Below are 16,325 nucleotides of genomic sequence, written 5' to 3'. Positions count from 1 at the left end.
ACTAACGCGGCGCGGCGAGGCCGCGGATCAGCCGCAGGCCGCCCCGCTCCGGTCAGCCGTGATACGGCTCGGCGCTGACCAGCGTCACCTTGACGGTGTTGCCGCTGGGCACGGTGTAGGTGCGCGACTCGCCGACCTTGGCGTCGATCAGCGCGCCGCCGAGCGGGGAGTTGGGGGAGTACACCTCGAGCTTGCCGTCGCTGACGCCCTGCTCCCGGGTACCGATCAGGAACGTCTCGGTGTCGTTCTCGTCGTCGTCGTAGTACACCTTGACCACCGAGCCGGGCAGTGCGATGCCGGACTGCTTCGGGGCCTCGCCGACCTTGGCGTTGTTGAGCAGCTCCTGCAGCTGGCGGATGCGGGCCTCTTCCTGGCCCTGCTGCTCCCGGGCGGCGTGGTAGCCACCGTTCTCCCGGAGGTCTCCTTCTTCGCGGCGGTCGTTGATCTCGGCGGCGATGACGGGACGGTTGGCGATCAGCTGGTCCAGCTCCGCCTTGAGGCGGTCGTAGGACTCTTCGGTCAGCCAGGTGACCTGAGTGTCGGTCATGTCCTGCTCCTGTCGTTGTTGCTTCCGCGCTTGTCGCGTTCGATGTCTGGCACGGCGCCGGGTGACTCGTGCGTGTATCGCCGGCATCGGCAGCGTCGGATCTGAGCTCCCAAATGCAGCAATACACGGCCCCAGCAGGAACCGTGTATCGGCCCAGCATAGCACCGTCGGATCGGGCGAACTTCAGAATTTTGTCGACGACCGTTGGGCGTGCAGACGGTTCTCAGCCACCGACCAGATACCCGGGGACGTCGATTCCACACCCGTAGACGTCGCCGATGACGGCCGGCCTGCTCGCCTTCACCGTGGTGGTGACCTGCACCGTCACGTCCGCGGACGGCGGCACGAGCACCTCGCGCCGCCCCGTCTCGTCGCCGTCGTAGGATCGGGCGCGCACGATGCACACCACCGGGCGCGACGGGTCGTCGCGGGTGACGCTGACGGTGACGTCGACGGTGTGCGGGTCTACCACCCGGTAGCCGGCGAGTTCGCCCTTGACCTCGCTGGAACCGAAGCGGCTGAACGCCACCATGGCGATGACGATGCCGGTCAACACCACCAGGACGGTCAGTCCGATGGCGATCCGGCGGCGCGCGCGCCGGCTGAGCCGCTGTTGTCCGTAGCGCTCGGTAGGGCGGTCGATCATCTCGTTTTGCATGCCCGTCGGTCGGATGGGTCTACTAGACCTGGAACTATAGGGCCACTCCCGTGGTTGAACTGAAGCGTGAGTGGGCAAGCAGAAAAACAGCTGATAAGGACGAGGTTGAGCGAACTGCGGTTGATGGCCGTGCACGCGCACCCGGACGACGAGTCCAGCAAGGGTGCCGCGACGATGGCGCGTTACGTCGATGAGGGCGTTCGCGTGATGGTCGTGACGCTGACCGGCGGGGAGCGCGGCGACATCCTGAATCCGGCGATGGACCTACCCGAGGTCCACGGCCGGATGCCGGAGATCCGCCGCGACGAGATGGCCAGGGCCGCGCAGATCCTCGGGGTCGAGCATCACTGGCTCGGGTTCGTCGACTCGGGGCTGCCGGAGGGCGACCCGCTGCCGCCGTTGCCCGAGGGTTGTTTCGCGCTGGAGCCGCTGGAGATACCGACCCGGGAGTTGGTGAAGGTGATCCGGGAGTTCAAGCCGCACGTGATGACGACGTACGACGAGAACGGCGGCTACCCGCACCCCGATCACATCAAATGCCACCAGGTCTCCGTCGCGGCCTACGAGGCCGCCGCCGACCACCTGCTGTACCCGGATGCCGGCGAACCGTGGAGCGTGTCCAAGCTGTACTACAACCACGGCTTCCTGCGGCAGCGCATGCAGATCCTGCAGGACGAGTTCGCCAAGCACGGCAAGGAAGGTCCGTTCAGCAAGTGGCTGGAGAGCTGGGACCCGGAGGAGGACCTGCTCGCCAAGCGGGTGACCACGCGGATCGAGTGCTCGAAGTACTTCGCTCAGCGTGACGACGCGTTGCTGGCGCACGCGACGCAGATCGACCCCAACAGCTTCTTCTTCACCACGCCGATGGAATGGCAGCAGCGGCTGTGGCCGACGGAGGAATTCGAACTGGCCAGGTCGAGGGTGCCGGTGGTGCTGCCCGAGACCGACCTGTTCTCCGGGATCGAGGAACGCTGATGAACGACGTCCTGACTCTGGGCCTGGAGCTGTTGACGGTGGCCCAGGAAGACGGTCCCCGCCAGACCGGGCCTGATTTCGGCAAGGCTAGCCCGTTCGGGCTGATCATCGTGATCCTGTTGCTGATCGCGGTATTCGGGCTGGTGTGGTCGATGAACCGGCATCTGCGCAAACTGCCGAAATCCTTCGACACCGCCGAGTCCGACGGTGTCGAAGGCGGTGCCGCCCCGGTCGGCGAGATCGGCGCCGACCCCGACCTGGCCACCGAGAATCCGGCCGACGGGACGGAACGTGGCTCGAGCTGACGGCTCGAGAAATTCCCTATCGCGGGCCACGAGCCCGTATCTGAGGCAGCACGCCGACAACCCGGTGCACTGGCAGCAGTGGACGCCGGACGCGCTGGCATGGGCTGCCGAACGCGACGTGCCCGTCCTGCTGTCGATCGGATACGCGGCCTGCCACTGGTGCCATGTGATGGCTCACGAGTCCTTCGCCGACGCCGAAGTCGCAGCGGCCGCCAACGAGAACTTCGTCTGCATCAAGGTCGACCGCGAGGAGCGTCCCGACCTGGACGCGGTGTACATGAACGCCACCGTGGCCCTGACCGGTCAGGGCGGCTGGCCGATGACGTGCTTTCTGACCCCTGACGGCAGACCGTTCTTCTGCGGCACCTACTACCCGAAGGGCACCTTCCTGCAACTGCTGGCCGCGGTCACCGAGACCTGGCGCACCCGCCGCGCCGAGGTGGAGGAGACGTCGGACAGGATCGCCGCCGAGCTGCGGTCGATGGCCTCCGGCCTGCCGGGCGGCGGCCCGGCTGTCGCGGCCCAGGTGTGCGACGGCGCGGTGGAGGCGGTGCTGCGCGACGAGGACACCGTCGACGGTGGGTTCGCCAACGGTCCCGGGCGCGCCCCGAAGTTTCCTCCGTCGGCGTTGCTGGAAGCGCTGCTGCGTCACCACGAACGCACCGGATCGTCCCTGGCCCCGGTGGTGCGGACCTGTGAGGCGATGGCGCGCGGCGGCATCTATGACCAGCTGGGCGGGGGCTTCGCCCGGTACAGCGTCGACGCGGCGTGGGTGGTGCCGCACTTCGAGAAGATGCTCTACGACAACGCCCAGCTGCTGCGGGTGTACGCGCACTGGGCACGCCGGACCGCGAATCCTTTGGCGCACAAGGTTCTTCACGAGACAGCGCGGTTCCTGCTCGACGACCTGCGCGACGGTGAGATGTTCGTCTCCTCACTGGACGCCGACGCCGCCGGGGTCGAGGGGCTGACCTACGTGTGGACCTCGGACGAACTCACGGAAGTGCTCGGCGAGGGTGACGGGCGTTGGGCGGCAGCGCTTTTCGGGGTGACCGAGGAAGGGACCTTCGACGCGGGCACCTCGGTGCTGCAGCTGCACACCGACCCGGACGACCCGGATCGCTTCGAGCGGGTGCGCACGGCACTGCGCGCCGCGCGGCGCCTCAGGCCGCAACCGGCGCGCGACGACAAGGTGGTGACGGCCTGGAACGGGTTGGCGATCACCGCGCTGGCCGAGGCGTCGTTCGCCGGCGCCCGGCCCGAATACCTCGACGCCGCAGCCGAAAGCGCCCGGCGGCTACTCGCCCTGCATGTGGTCGAGGGCCGGTTGCGGCGCTCCAGCCTCGGCGGCGTCGTCGGCGACAGTGTGGCGGTGCTCGAGGATCACGCCGCGCTGGCCACCGGTCTGCTGACACTGCACCAGGCCACCGCGGAGCCGGAGTGGCTGCATCACGGGTGCCGACTGCTCGATCTCGCGCTGGAGCACTTCGCAGACCCGGAGGTCCCCGGCCGCTGGTTCGACGTCGCCGACGACGCCGAGCAATTGGTGCTGCGACCGTCGGACCCGCTCGACGGTGCCACGCCCTCAGGCGCATCGCTGATGGCCGAGGCTCTGCAGCTGGCCGGGCATCTGGCGGCCGAACCCGCCGCGCAGCGGTACTCGGCGGCGGCCGAGGCCACCCTGGCCGCCGCGACCGTGCTGCTGGAGCGCGCTCCGCGTTCGGCGGGGCACTGGCTGGCGGTGTCCGAGGCCGCCGTGCGCGGTCCGATCCAGGTCGCGGTGGCCGGCGGCGCGGATTCGGCGCTGCTGGCGGCGGCGCGCAGGCTGGCGCCGGGCGGAGCGGTCGTGATCGGCGGCGAGGTGGATTCATCCGAGCTGCTGCGCGCCCGGCCCCGGGTCGGCGACGCGGACGCCGCGTACGTGTGCCGCGGCCGGGTCTGCGATATGCCCGTCACCACGGTCGAGGATCTCGCCGCCGCGCTCGGGCCGTCCGTGTAGCCTGCCGCTCATGAGTTTCGAGCCGGATGTCTTACAGGGTTTCGTCCAGCGCTATCTCGACACCGTCGCCGGCGGCACCGCCACCGACGTCGCTGCGCTCTACGCCGAGGACGCCACCCTCGAAGACCCCGTGGGCGGTGGTGAGGTGCACATCGGCCGGCAGGCCATCGCCGGCTTCTACAAGTCCATCGAGGCCGGCGGCCAGATCACCACCGAACTGCTGAACTTCCGCGCCGGCGGGCACGAGGCGGCGTTCGTGTTCGCGATCACCGTGGGCGGCGCGATGCGGATCGAGCCCATCGAGGTGATGACGTTCAACGGCGACGGCCAGATCACGTCGATGAAGGCCTACTGGGGCCCGCAGGACGTCACGCAGCTCTAGGAGTCTGCTGAATTAATCCGGCGTGGTGGCGGGGTTTGTGGCTGGGTTCTCGAGATGATTAATGGATGCAGGGGCATTCTGAGGATCAGCGTGAGCTGTTGGATGCGGAGTCGGTTGCCGGGCATCTGCTGAAGTCCGACAGCATGTTTGTATTCCTGGCCGAACACCGCCACGAGTTGTTTCCCGAGGCGATGTTCGCTGATCTTTTCCCGTCGCGGCGGGGGCGTCCGAGCGTGCCGGCCGAGGTGATGGCCTCGGTGATCACCTTGCAGGCCCTGCACGGGCTCTCTGATAGCGAGACCGTGGACGCGGTCACCTTCGATCTGCGCTGGAAAGCCGCGTGCGGGTTGGCGGTGACCGCGCCGGCGTTTCACTCGACCACGCTGACCTATTGGCGGCGCCGGCTGGCGGCCTCGCAGGCGCCGGACCGGATCTTTGAGGCGGTCAAGGCCGTCGTGGCGCAGACCGGTGTGTTGGCCAAAAAGACGCGGCGAGCGTTGGACTCCACCGTGCTCGATGATGCGGTGTCCACCCAGGACACCGTAACCCAGCTGATCGCTGCGATCCGCCGGGTCGGGCGCGAAGTCCCAGGGGCCGGCGAGGTGATCACCACTTACTGCACCGCCCACGATTACAGCGATCCGGGTAAACCGGCGATCGCCTGGAACGACAGAACCGCCCGCGACCAGCTTGTCGACGCCTTGGTCGGCGATGCGCACCGGCTGCTGGGGCATCTGCCCGACCAGGAACTGGGCCCGCGCGCCGCTGAGGCGGTGTCGTTGTTGGCGCTGGTCGCCGGCCAGGACGTCGAACCGGTCGAGGGTTCTGATGGCACCGACGGGCAGTGGCGCATCGCGCAGAAGGTGGCCGGTGATCGGGTGATCTCTACCGTGGATCCCGAAGCCCGCCATGCCCATAAGACGGTGCATCGCCGCCAGGACGGATACAAGGCCCACATCGCGGTCGAACCTGATACCGGGATCATCACCGACTGCGCGCTGACCAAGGCAAGCGGACAAGACAATCACGAAGCCGTCATCGGACTGGCGCTGCTGGCACACGAGACGACGGCGGTGCGGGTGCTCGGCGATTCGGCCTACGGCACCGGTCAGGCACGGGCGACGCTGGCCGAGCTCAAGCATGTCGCCGTGATCAAACCGCTCCCGCTGAGAACCCCGGTCCCGGGTGGGTTCACCAGCGATGACTTCACCATCGATTTCGCGGCCCGTACCGTGACGTGTCCGGCCGAGCACACCATCCCCATCGGGCCTAGCGGTGGAGCCGCATTCGAAAAGCATTGCCGGTCATGCGCTTTGAGGCACCTGTGCACCACCGCAGTGCGTGGGCGAAAGCTCACCATCAGCGAACACGAACCGCACCTACGTGCCGCCCGGGCCATCGCGCGCACACCCGAATGGCAGGCCGAGTACCGCCAACACCGCCCCATGGTGGAACGCTCGATCGCCTGGTTGACCCGCGGCAACCGCAAAGTCCGCTACCGCGGCGTCAGCAAGAACAACCACTGGCTGCACCACCGCGCCGCCGCATTGAACCTGCGCCGCCTGATCAGCATGGGCCTGACCCACACCGGCACCACCTGGGCCATCGCCTAAGCCCAGACATCCCGGCGGCCTTGCGGCGCGAACATCGGATTGCCACGCCCCAAACGGCGGGGCAATCCCGAATCTGTCGGCCTGCCTGTGACTTCACACACGCGCCGACGAGCGCTTGAGACGCCCCGCCCCATCAACCCACTAATTCAGCAGACTCCTAGCGCGCCAGCCTTTTCAGCGCGAGCGTGCGTGTCTGAGGTGGACACGCCGGGCCAGAACCGGATTTTGCGCACGCTCGTCCGTCGTCCGGGAGTGCGATCGTCCGGGAGTGCCACATCCGGGAGTGCGATCGTCCGGGAGTGCCATGGTCCGGCCGTCCTTCGCCGGTCGCCGCTGTCCCGGAGTGCCGCCACGGCGTCGCCTCTCTGCGCGCAGCAGACGGCGGAGCTTTGCCTTCGACTGCGGCCGCGCTCGTCGGGACCCCCTGCTACGCAGTGGTGAGCGTGCGCAAAGTATAGGGTTGCCGCGGCGTGTCGCCCGCTGACACGCACGCTCGCGCCAGGTGACGCACGCTCGCCAGGTGACATGGTCGCGCCCATAGACGCACGCGCCCATAGGGAGATCAGAAGACGGCGAACCACATCGCGATGTAGTGGCAGATCGCCGCGACAGCGGTGCACGCGTGGAAGAACTCGTGGTGCCCGAACGTCGTGGGCCACGGGTTGGGCCACTTGAGCGCGTACAGCACACCACCGACGCTGTAGAGCGCGCCGCCGACGATCAGCAGCACCACCGCCGCCACCCCGGCGCCGTGCATGATCGGACCGATGAACCAGACCGCGACCCACCCCAGCAGGATGTACAGCGGTACCCCGAGCCAGCGCGGCGAGGACGGCCACAGCATCTTCAGCGCGACGCCGGCGAGCGCACCGCTCCACACGATCCACAACAGCACCAGACCGTCGTTCTCGGGCAGCGCCAGTAGCGCGAACGGCGTGTAGCTGCCGGCGATGAACAGGAAAATCATCGAATGGTCGGCGCGCTTCATCCACTTGCGCGCCGTCACCGACGTCCAGTTCACCCGGTGATAGACCCCGCTGACGGTGAACATCGCGACGATGGTCAGCGTGTAGATCAGCGTCGCGATGCCGGCGCGGGTGGACTGCAGCGACCACGACACGGCGACCAGTGTCGCGCCGCAGATCACCGCGATCGCCGCCGAGTACACGTGAATCCAGCCCCGCAGCCTGGGCTTGCCCAGGAACTGCGCGACGCCGCCGGCGACGGCTTCGGGAAAGTCCTCGGCTTCCCGAGGTTCCCGCGGCGATTCGGCGAAGTACCACGGTTCGAGCGATGTCGGCATCTCACCTCCGCTGAGTGGCTCAGGAGCTTCCTCGCGTCACAGTAGTCTGGTTGATCGTGGACCTCATTCCGCGGCGCCTCAAAGAACCGATGTACCGGCTCTACGAGATGCGCCTGCGCCAGGGGCTCACGGCATCACGCTCGGAACTGCCCCGCCATATCGCCGTGCTGTGTGACGGAAATCGCCGCTGGGCACGTGAGTTGGGCCACGACGACGTCAGTTTCGGCTATCGCGCGGGGGCGGGCAAGATCGCCGAGATGCTGCGCTGGTGCCAGGAGGCCGGCATCGAACTGGCGACGGTGTACCTGCTCTCGACCGAGAACCTGCAGCGCGACGACGACGAACTGGCGGCGCTGATCGAGATCATCACCGAGGTGGTCGAGGAGATCTGCGCCCCGGCCAACCGCTGGACCGTGCGCACCGTCGGGGATCTGGAGTTGATCGGGCAGGAGCCGGCGCGCCGGCTGCGCGAGGCGGTGGCCTCGACCGACGGGAACGGCGGTGACTTCCACGTCAACGTCGCCGTCGGTTACGGCGGCCGGCAGGAGATCGTCGACGCGGTCCGCGCACTGCTGAGCAAGGAACTGGCCAACGGCGCCACCGGCGAACAGCTGATCGAGGCGGTGACGGCCGAGGGCATCTCGGAGAACCTGTACACCTCGGGACAGCCCGACCCCGATCTGGTGATCCGCACCTCGGGGGAGCAGCGGCTGTCCGGATTCCTGTTGTGGCAGAGCGCCTATTCGGAGATGTGGTTCACCGAGGCGTACTGGCCGGAGTTCCGGCGGGTGGATTTCCTGCGCGCGCTGCGCGACTACACGGCACGCCACCGCAGATACGGACGCTGACATGCTCGCCCTGTCCGCGCTCGTGTTCGCACTGAGTTGGTGGCTGGGGCTGTATCTGCTCGCGCGCGACCCGCGCAAGACCGTGCTCGTGCTGGCGGCCGTCGGCCTGGCCAGCTTCGCGTCGGTGGTGGCGCTGGACGCCGTCCGGGTGGTGAGCGACTCCGCGGCGCTGAGCCGGGTCGAGATCTATCTGGTCGCGGTGCCCGGCATCGCGTGGTTCGCGGTGCTGCTGGAACTGTCCCGGCCCCGCGACACCTGGCGCAGCCGCGCCGGCGAGGTCGCCCTCGTCACGGGTGTGGCCGCCGTGGCGTTCCTGGGGGCGGCGATGGCCGGCGACGTGGAAGGCCCGCTGCGCCTCGGACACTGGGTGTTGTTCGCCGCGGTGTCGGTGCCGTCGGTCGCCGCGATGGTGCGCGCAGTGCTGCGTCGCGCCCAGCCCGGCCCCGTCGTGGGTTTCGTCGTCGTCGCGACGCTGTTCTTCGCGTTGGGCAATGCGATCCTGGTGATCCCGCTCGGGCTGGTGCCGAGCTGGCTGGCATTGGCGTCCACCGGGTTCGACGTCGCGCTGCTCGGCATCGCCGTCGCGATCGGTGACGCGTTCGACGAGGGCCACGCGCTGCGCCGGGACATGCTGCGCTCCTTCGTGGGCACCACGGCCGTCGCGGTGCTCTTCGGTGGTCAGGTGCTGATCGCGCTGGCGGTGGCCGGCCGGTCGACGACGCTGACGGTGCTGTTGTTCACCAGCCTGGGGGTGGCGATCGCGATCAACGTGCTGGCCGATCCGCTGGCCGGACTACTGGACCGGCTCGCGTTCTCGCGTTCGCCGGATCTGCGCGCCGACCGCGCGGCGTTGCGCAACACCGAATCGGCGCTGCCATTGCGCTCGGCCAGCCCGCTCGACGGCATGGATGAGGACACCTTCGTGCGGGTCACCCGCCGCGCGCTCGGCCACTACGGCGACCTGTCCAAGCTCGTCGCCAGTCCGCTGACCGCGCTGCCGGTCATCGACGAGCGGTTGGCCCGGCGCGGCGCACCCGATCAGCCGCTGGAACGGGCCAACGAGCTGCGGGCGCTGCTGGCCGAGCGGATCGCCGCGCTCAAGCCGCGCAACGGCGGGGATTTCGGCACCAGCGAGCAGTGGCGGCACTACAACTCGCTGTATTTCCCGTACGTGGTCGGCGTCCGTGCCTACGCGCAGAACGCGACGGCCGCCGGGCTCGATCCGCTCGCCCGGCAGGCCTGGCAGTGGTTCGTCACCGAGGTGCCCCAGCGCTCGCTGCACAACTGGCAGAACGCTGCCGCGCGCGTCATCGCCACCGACCTGCGCAGCAACCTCGTCGCCGCCCACTAGCGTCGGCGCAGGGCTGCGACCTGCGGTTGGCAGTAACTGGCAGCGTGTGGTGTCGACCTGGCAGCGGCCGCCACGGACGCTGTGAGCCATGACCGCCATCACCACCCGGCACCGCCCGGCACACCGTTCCGATGCGCAGCTGCTGCGCTTCGCGTTACGCGCCGACGCCACCCTGTGCGGCGGCGTCGGCCTGTTCGTCGCGGTGGCCGCCGACGCGCTGTCCCGGTTGTCCGGGCTGTCCCCGACAGCCGAGTGGGTGGCCGGCGCGGCCCTCGTCGGTTACGGCGTGCTGTTGTACGGCGCGGCCGGTCTACGCGACATCCGGCGCGTCGGGATGGGCGTGGTCGCCGGCAACGCTGCGTTCACCCTGGCGACCGTCGTGGTGCTGGCGGCGGGCTGGTTGCCGCTGACGGCCTTCGGCATGGCCTCGGCGGCCGCGTTCACCGCCGCCACCGTCGGCCTTGCCGTTCTGCAATACCTCGGGTTGCGCCGGCTGGCGTGACCCGGACCCGAACTCCGGGTCCGGAGTCGCCGTCACAAGAGGTCGTGGCGTCGGCTCCGGAACCGGTCCCCGCTGCAGCGACTCGCAGCACCTAGAGGAAGGACTGCACGATGACCGCACTGACCGCCTCCACCACCACCGCCCGGGACGGGCTGCTCCGTTTCGCGATGCGCCTGGACGCCGTACTCGTCGGCGTGACCGGTGTGCCGTTCGTCGCGGCCGCCGGCTGGCTGTCGGCGCTGACCGGCATACCGGTGGCCGTCGAATACGCACTCGGGATCTTCTTCCTCGTCTACGGCGTGGTCGTCTACCGGCTCGCGGGTGTGCGGCGCGTCCGTCCGGGCGCGATCGCGACGATCACCGCCAACGCGCTCTTCACGGTCGGGTTCACCGCGACGGCGTTCGCCGACCTATGGCCGGTGACCGGCTGGGGCATGGCGATGCTGCTCGGCGGCGCCGCCTACACAGCCGTGATAGGGGCCGTCCAATACGCCGGACTACGCCAGATCAAAGACAGGTAGTCGACCACCTACACCGTCGCCGCGCCGCGCGCTCACACTGAGAACACGTCGGTCAGAGGGAGGTCGCCGTGTCCGTCACCGCAGATCACACCACCTCGGCGGACACGTGCGACCTCTGCGTCGTCGGCGCCGGGATCGCCGGGCTCAATGCGATGTTCGCCGCGAGCCGCTATCTGGGCCGCGACCAGAAGATCGTCCTCATCGACCGCCGCCCCAGCGCCGGTGGCATGTGGGTCGACACCTACTCCTATGTGCGGCTGCACCAGCCCCATCCGATGTTCACCGCGGGCAACATCGCCTGGACGCTGGGCCGGGAGCCGTCGTACCTGCCCGCCAAGGACGAGGTCCTCGCTCACCTGAACCACTGTCTTGACGAGATCAGGAAACGGGTGACGGTCGACGAGCGCTACGGCTGGGAGTACCGGTCCGACGAACCGTTCGCCGGCGGAGTCCGGATCACCTGCCGTACCCCTGACGGAGGCACCCGGGTGATCCAGGCCGAGCGGCTGATCAAGGCCTACGGCATCCGGGTGACGCCCAACGACCCGCTGCCCGTGTCGAGCAGGCGGGTGCGGTCGGTGTCGCCGGACACCTGCGATGTGCGCACCGGTGACATCGGCTCCAGCAGCAGTCCGGTGTACATCATCGGCGGTGGCAAGACCGCGATGGACACCGCGCACACGCTCATCACGAATTGCCCCGGCCGGGAGATCAACCTGGTGGCCGGCTCCGGCACCTTTTTCGCCAGCCGGGACAAGTTCTTTCCGTCCGGACGGCGGCGGTGGGTCGGCAGCACGCTGCTGAGCAGCATGGCCGTGGACATGTGCCGGCGGTTCGACGGCACCAACGAGCAAGAGGTCGCCGACTGGTTCCGCACCACCTATGGCACGTGGATGACCCCGTACACGAACAACTTTCTGCTCGGGGTGCTGTCCGAGGCGGAGAACAAGACCATCGCCGGCGGCATCCACGAGGTGGTGATGGACCATTTCGACGACGTCGTCGACCGCAACGGCGCCGCGGAGTTGGTCCTGCGCAGCGGTGCGTCCAGGCCCGTCGACAACGGCAGCTGGATCGTCAACTGCACCGGCTATCTGGACAACGGGGACCACCCCTACGAGCCTTACACGTCCGCGGACGGTGCCGTGCTGTCGATCCAAACGCGTTCGGCCACAATGCATCTGTCGTCGTTCATGGGTTATTTCATGACCCACCTGATGTTCCTGGGCAAATTGCGCGACGTGCCGCTCTACGAATTCGACCTGCAGGAGATGACGAACCGGCACAAGGCGGTGCTGCCGTATGCGATGTTCGCGCTGGCGCAGTACAACCTGGGTCTGATGGCCGATGTGATGCCGTCGAAGGTCTTCGGCGAATGCGGCCTGGACTTCGACCGCTGGTATCCGTGGCCGCGCCGCACTGCCGGCGCGCTGCGCTTCGTGCTGACCCACCGACGCGAACGGGCCCACCTGCGTGAGGTCCTCGACACCGTGCGGGAGCGGTGCGGCGTGCGCTGCGGGCCTCTGGACGGCCTAGGACCCGCCGCGCGCGCTACAACTTCCGAAGCCGCAGCCGGTTGATGGAGTGATCGGAGTCCTTGCGTAGCACCAGGGTGGCGCGCGGGCGGGTCGGCAGGATGTTCTCGATCAGGTTGGGACGGTTGATCGAATGCCAGATGTCACGGGCGGCGAACACGGCCTGCTCGTCGGTCAGCGTGGAGTAGTGGTGGAAGTGTGAGGCCGGGTCGGCGAACGCGCCTTCCCGCATCGACAGGAACCGGGAGATGTACCAGTTCTCGATGTCCTCGATGCGCGCGTCGACATAGACGGAGAAGTCGAACAGGTCCGACACCATCAGCGCCGGCCCGGTCTGCAGGACGTTGAGGCCTTCCAGAATCAGGATGTCCGGATGTTCGATGATCTGCTTCTCGCCCGGCACGATGTCGTAGAGAAGATGTGAGTACACCGGCGCGCACGCCGCGTCGGAACCCGACTTGACCGCGGTGACGAACCTCATCAGCCCCCTGCGGTCGTAGCTTTCGGGGAAACCCTTGCGGTGCATCAGGTTCCGTCTGCTCAGCTCGGCGTTGGAGTACAGGAACCCGTCGGTGGTGACCAGGTCCACGCGCGGGTGGTGCTCCCAGCGTGCCAGGAGTGCCTGCAGCACACGGGCGGTGGTGGATTTGCCGACCGCCACGCTGCCGGCCACGCCGATCACGAACGGCACCGGCCGGTCCGGGTTCTGTTGCGGCTCCCCGAGGAACTCCGCCGTCGTCGCGAAGAGCGCTTGCCGGGCCGCCACCTGCAGGTGGATCAATCGCGCCAGGGGCAGATAGACCTCTTCGACCTCGAGCAGGTCGATCTTCTCGCCGAGACCCCGCAGCCGGACCAGTTCATCCTCGGTCAGCTTCAGCGGTGTCGACATACGCAGCGCCCGCCACTGGGTCCGGTCGAACTCCACGTAAGGGCTGGGTTCGCTCAGCCGCGCCATGGCCACAGTCTTGCAGTTAGGTTGGGGAGCCATGGACGTAGGTATCGATTCTGGGGCTTCAGCATCCTTGGTCACCGAATACCTGTTGCTCGGGCTGCGCTTCGACCGGGTCGAGGAAGGCTATGTCGACTCGTTCACCGGCGACCCCGCACTGAAGCGGATGGTGGAATCCGAGCCGCGGCCCGACCCTGCTGACCTGGCCCGTCAGGCCGAGCGGTTGCTGACCGAACTGCCCGCCGGCCTGGACGACGACCGGGCAGCGTTCGTCGGCTCCCACCTGCGCGCCCTGGCCTGCGCGGGACGCAAGTTCGCCGGCGAGCAGGTCGGGTTCGTCGACGAGGTGGAGGCGTACTTCGACGTCCGGATCAGCAAGGGCGATCCGGACAGGTACCGGCAGGCGCACGCCGCGCTCGACGAGGCGCTGGGCGGGAGCGGCCCGCTGGCTGAGCGCATCCAGGCCTACCGGGCGGCCGAGGAGATCCCGCCGGCCCGCCTGGAGGAGGCCATCCATGCGTTCTCCAGCGCCCTGCGGGACCGGGTGAGGGCCACGTTTCCGCTGCCGGCGCGCGAGACCATCACCTACGAGGTGGTGACCGACAAACCGTGGTCGGGGTTCAACTACTACAAAGGCGACTACCAGTCCACGGTGGCGGTCAACGCCGACCTCAAGCAGCAGATGTCGAACCTGCCGCGGCTGGTGGCCCACGAGTCCTACCCCGGTCACCACACCGAGCACTGCCGCAAAGAAGAACGGCTGGTGGCCGGTCGAAATCAAGCCGAGCAGACGATCTTCCTGGTCAACACCCCGCAGTGCCTGATGGCAGAGGGGCTGGCCGACCTGGCGCTGTACGCGGCGGTCGGACCGCAGTGGGGAAGCTGGGCGTCCGACATCTATGCCGACCTGGGTATGCGGTTCGACGGCGAGCGCGCGGCGGCGATCTCGGAGGCGACGGCCGCGCTGGCCGACGTGCGGCAGGACGCGGCGCTGATGCTGCACGACGAACACCGCGACGTCGACGACGTCGTCGACTTCCTGAAGCGGTGGCTGCTGGTCAACGACGAACGGGCCCGGCAGATGCTGCGGTTCCTGTCCTCGCCGCTGTGGCGGGCCTACACCAGCACCTACGTCGAGGGGTACCGGCTGCTGCGGGAATGGCTCGACGCGCGGCCCGACGGTGTCGGTCTGACCGAGCGGTTCCGCACGCTGCTGGACGAGCCGCTGATCCCGTCGTCGTTGCGCGCCGCCTGAACGTTTAGCCTCGATCCACCGATGAATCGCCTGTTCGGAGGGTGTTGATGTAAGGAAAGTGCCCTTTGAGCTGGGATGATTGGAGTTACCACACTTCGATCAGCCCACGTTCAGAAAGGCACTTCCGGTGCAAGTGTCCCATAGGTTCGCCGTGTCGTCGGCGGTCTTCGATGATGCACATCTCGTGTCGTGCGCCGGGCTGGTGCCGGTGATGACCCTGGCCGGCCAGACCGGTCTGTCGCAGCTATTGGCCGACAAGATCCGGTTCACCTGTGAGCGGATCCGTTCGGGTGCGGCCCATCCGTCACCGAAGCTGACCACGCTGATCGCCGGGATGTGCGCCGGCGCGGACAGCATTGATGACCTAGACGTTGTGCGCTCGGGTGGGATGAAGACCCTCTTCGGTGGTGTGTACGCCCCGTCGACGATCGGAACCTTATTGCGGGAGTTCACCTTCGGGCATGCCCGCCAGCTCGAATCTGTCCTGCGCGAACACCTGGCCGCGCTGTGCGGGCGTGTCGATCTGTTGCCCGGCGCCGACGGACGGGCGTTCATCGACATCGACTCACTACTACGCCCGGTCTACGGGCACGCCAAGCAGGGCGCCAGCTACGGACACACCAAGATCGCCGGCAGGCAGATCCTGCGCAAAGGCCTCTCACCGTTGATCACCACGATCAGCACCGACCACGGTGCGCCGGTGATCGCCGGGGCGAGGTTGCGGGCGGGCAAGGCCAACTCCGGCAAGGGCGCAGCCCGCATGATCGCTCAAGCGGCCGCTACCGCCCGTGCTGCCGGGGTCACCGGGCAGATCCTGGTGCGTGGCGATTCGGCCTACGGCAATAGCACCGTGGTCACCGCCTGCCACCGAGCAGGTGTCCGGTTCTCGCTGGTGCTGACCAAGACCGCCGCAGTTGCCGCCGCCATTGACGCAATTCCCGAGACCGCGTGGACCCCGGTGAACTATCCCGGTGCTGTGCGTGACCCCGACACCGGCGCCTGGATCTCCGATGCCGAAGTCGCCGAAACCACCTACACAGCCTTCGGTTCCACCAAGACTCCGGTGACCGCCCGGTTGGTCGTGCGCCGGGTCAAAGACGCGCGGTTCCTCGATGCGCTGTTTCCGGTGTGGCGGTACCACCCGTTCTTCACCAATTCCGACGAACCCGTCGACGCCGCTGACATCACTCATCGCCGCCACGCCATCATCGAAACCGTGTTCGCCGACCTCATCGACGGACCTTTGGCGCACATGCCCTCGGGGCGGTTCGGCGCGAACTCGGCCTGGATCCTGTGCGCCGCGATCGCCCACAACCTGCTGCGCGCCGTCGGCGTCCTGGCCGGAGGTGCCCACGCGGTCGCCCGCGGGGCGACACTGCGCCGCAAGATAATCACTATCCCGGCCCGCCTGGCCCGTCCGCAACGCCAACCTATCCTGCACCTACCAGCGCACTGGCCCTGGACAGAGCACTGGCTCACGTTGTGGCGCAACACCATCGGCTACAGCCCACCAGAAATCGCCACCACCTGACCATATGCCGAAAGGCCCGACCGGAGCGCACAGGAACAGCTGGACAGACCA

General features: G+C 68.0%; 16 protein-coding genes. 12 read left to right on the top strand and 4 right to left on the bottom strand.

Annotated elements, in window-relative coordinates; translation table 11 throughout:
• Positions 1-52 precede the first annotated feature (52 nt).
• Positions 53-547: a transcription elongation factor GreA gene (gene greA / locus KXD97_RS31505; RefSeq protein WP_260754892.1), complete on the bottom strand. Its 495-nt coding sequence runs from the start codon at positions 545-547 to the stop codon at positions 53-55.
• Positions 548-770: 223 nt separating this feature from the next.
• On the bottom strand, positions 771-1,193 hold the full coding sequence (locus KXD97_RS31500; protein WP_260754891.1) for a DUF4307 domain-containing protein: 423 nt from the start codon (positions 1,191-1,193) through the stop codon (positions 771-773).
• A 117-nt stretch (positions 1,194-1,310) separates the two neighbouring features.
• Between KXD97_RS31500 and mca the strand changes: the two genes are divergently transcribed.
• From mca to KXD97_RS31475, 5 genes are all read left to right on the top strand, one after another.
• Entirely contained in the window at positions 1,311-2,180 is an 870-nt protein-coding gene (gene mca, locus KXD97_RS31495; protein WP_260754890.1) for a mycothiol conjugate amidase Mca, read from the top strand.
• Positions 2,180-2,485: a hypothetical protein gene (locus KXD97_RS31490; protein WP_260754889.1), complete on the top strand. Its 306-nt coding sequence runs from the start codon at positions 2,180-2,182 to the stop codon at positions 2,483-2,485. The genes mca and KXD97_RS31490 overlap by 1 nt, the downstream gene beginning before the upstream one ends.
• Positions 2,472-4,484, top strand: coding sequence for a thioredoxin domain-containing protein (locus KXD97_RS31485; RefSeq protein ID WP_260754888.1), 2,013 nt, complete (start codon positions 2,472-2,474; stop codon positions 4,482-4,484). Before KXD97_RS31490 ends, KXD97_RS31485 begins: the two co-directional genes overlap by 14 nt.
• Positions 4,485-4,494: 10 nt before the next feature.
• A complete protein-coding gene (locus KXD97_RS31480; RefSeq protein WP_260754887.1) occupies positions 4,495-4,866 on the top strand; it encodes a nuclear transport factor 2 family protein in 372 nt (123 codons plus the stop codon).
• Between the two features lie 65 nt (positions 4,867-4,931).
• Positions 4,932-6,479 (top strand): IS1182 family transposase, encoded by a 1,548-nt coding sequence (locus tag KXD97_RS31475; protein WP_260753369.1) that lies wholly within the window; start codon positions 4,932-4,934, stop codon positions 6,477-6,479.
• Positions 6,480-7,041: 562 nt separating this feature from the next.
• Here the strand turns inward: KXD97_RS31475 and KXD97_RS31470 are convergent.
• Positions 7,042-7,782: a hemolysin III family protein gene (locus KXD97_RS31470; RefSeq protein WP_260754886.1), complete on the bottom strand. Its 741-nt coding sequence runs from the start codon at positions 7,780-7,782 to the stop codon at positions 7,042-7,044.
• Positions 7,783-7,838: 56 nt separating this feature from the next.
• On the opposite strand from KXD97_RS31470, the gene KXD97_RS31465 reads away from it, so the two are divergent.
• The 5 genes from KXD97_RS31465 (at position 7,839) to KXD97_RS31445 (ending at position 12,584) form a co-directional block, all read left to right on the top strand.
• A complete protein-coding gene (locus tag KXD97_RS31465) occupies positions 7,839-8,630 on the top strand; it encodes a (2Z,6E)-farnesyl diphosphate synthase (protein WP_260754885.1) in 792 nt (263 codons plus the stop codon).
• 1 nt (position 8,631) lies between these two features.
• Positions 8,632-9,981 (top strand): hypothetical protein, encoded by a 1,350-nt coding sequence (locus tag KXD97_RS31460; RefSeq protein WP_260754884.1) that lies wholly within the window; start codon positions 8,632-8,634, stop codon positions 9,979-9,981.
• 88 nt (positions 9,982-10,069) lie between these two features.
• A complete protein-coding gene (locus tag KXD97_RS31455; RefSeq protein ID WP_260754883.1) occupies positions 10,070-10,483 on the top strand; it encodes a hypothetical protein in 414 nt (137 codons plus the stop codon).
• Between the two features lie 110 nt (positions 10,484-10,593).
• Entirely contained in the window at positions 10,594-11,004 is a 411-nt protein-coding gene (locus KXD97_RS31450; protein ID WP_260754882.1) for a hypothetical protein, read from the top strand.
• Between the two features lie 68 nt (positions 11,005-11,072).
• Positions 11,073-12,584 (top strand): FAD-dependent oxidoreductase, encoded by a 1,512-nt coding sequence (locus KXD97_RS31445; RefSeq protein WP_396884630.1) that lies wholly within the window; start codon positions 11,073-11,075, stop codon positions 12,582-12,584.
• Here KXD97_RS31445 and coaA read toward each other — a convergent pair.
• On the bottom strand, positions 12,556-13,494 hold the full coding sequence (gene coaA / locus KXD97_RS31440) for a type I pantothenate kinase (protein WP_260754881.1): 939 nt from the start codon (positions 13,492-13,494) through the stop codon (positions 12,556-12,558). The genes KXD97_RS31445 and coaA overlap by 29 nt on opposite strands.
• A 31-nt stretch (positions 13,495-13,525) precedes the next feature.
• Here coaA and KXD97_RS31435 point away from each other — a divergent pair, with 31 nt between their 5' ends.
• Positions 13,526-14,743 (top strand): DUF885 domain-containing protein, encoded by a 1,218-nt coding sequence (locus tag KXD97_RS31435; protein WP_260754880.1) that lies wholly within the window; start codon positions 13,526-13,528, stop codon positions 14,741-14,743.
• Positions 14,744-14,870: 127 nt separating this feature from the next.
• Positions 14,871-16,274 carry an IS1380 family transposase gene (locus KXD97_RS31430; protein ID WP_260752909.1) on the top strand — a complete coding sequence of 468 codons (1,404 nt, stop codon included), beginning with the start codon at positions 14,871-14,873 and terminating at the stop codon, positions 16,272-16,274.
• The last annotated feature ends 51 nt before the right edge of the window (positions 16,275-16,325 follow it).

The sequence above is a fragment of the Mycobacterium sp. SMC-8 genome, from assembly GCF_025263565.1.
Classification (GTDB): domain Bacteria; phylum Actinomycetota; class Actinomycetes; order Mycobacteriales; family Mycobacteriaceae; genus Mycobacterium.
Note: the sequence above shows the minus strand (reverse complement) of the source record. Positions and strands in the feature narration are given on the sequence as shown.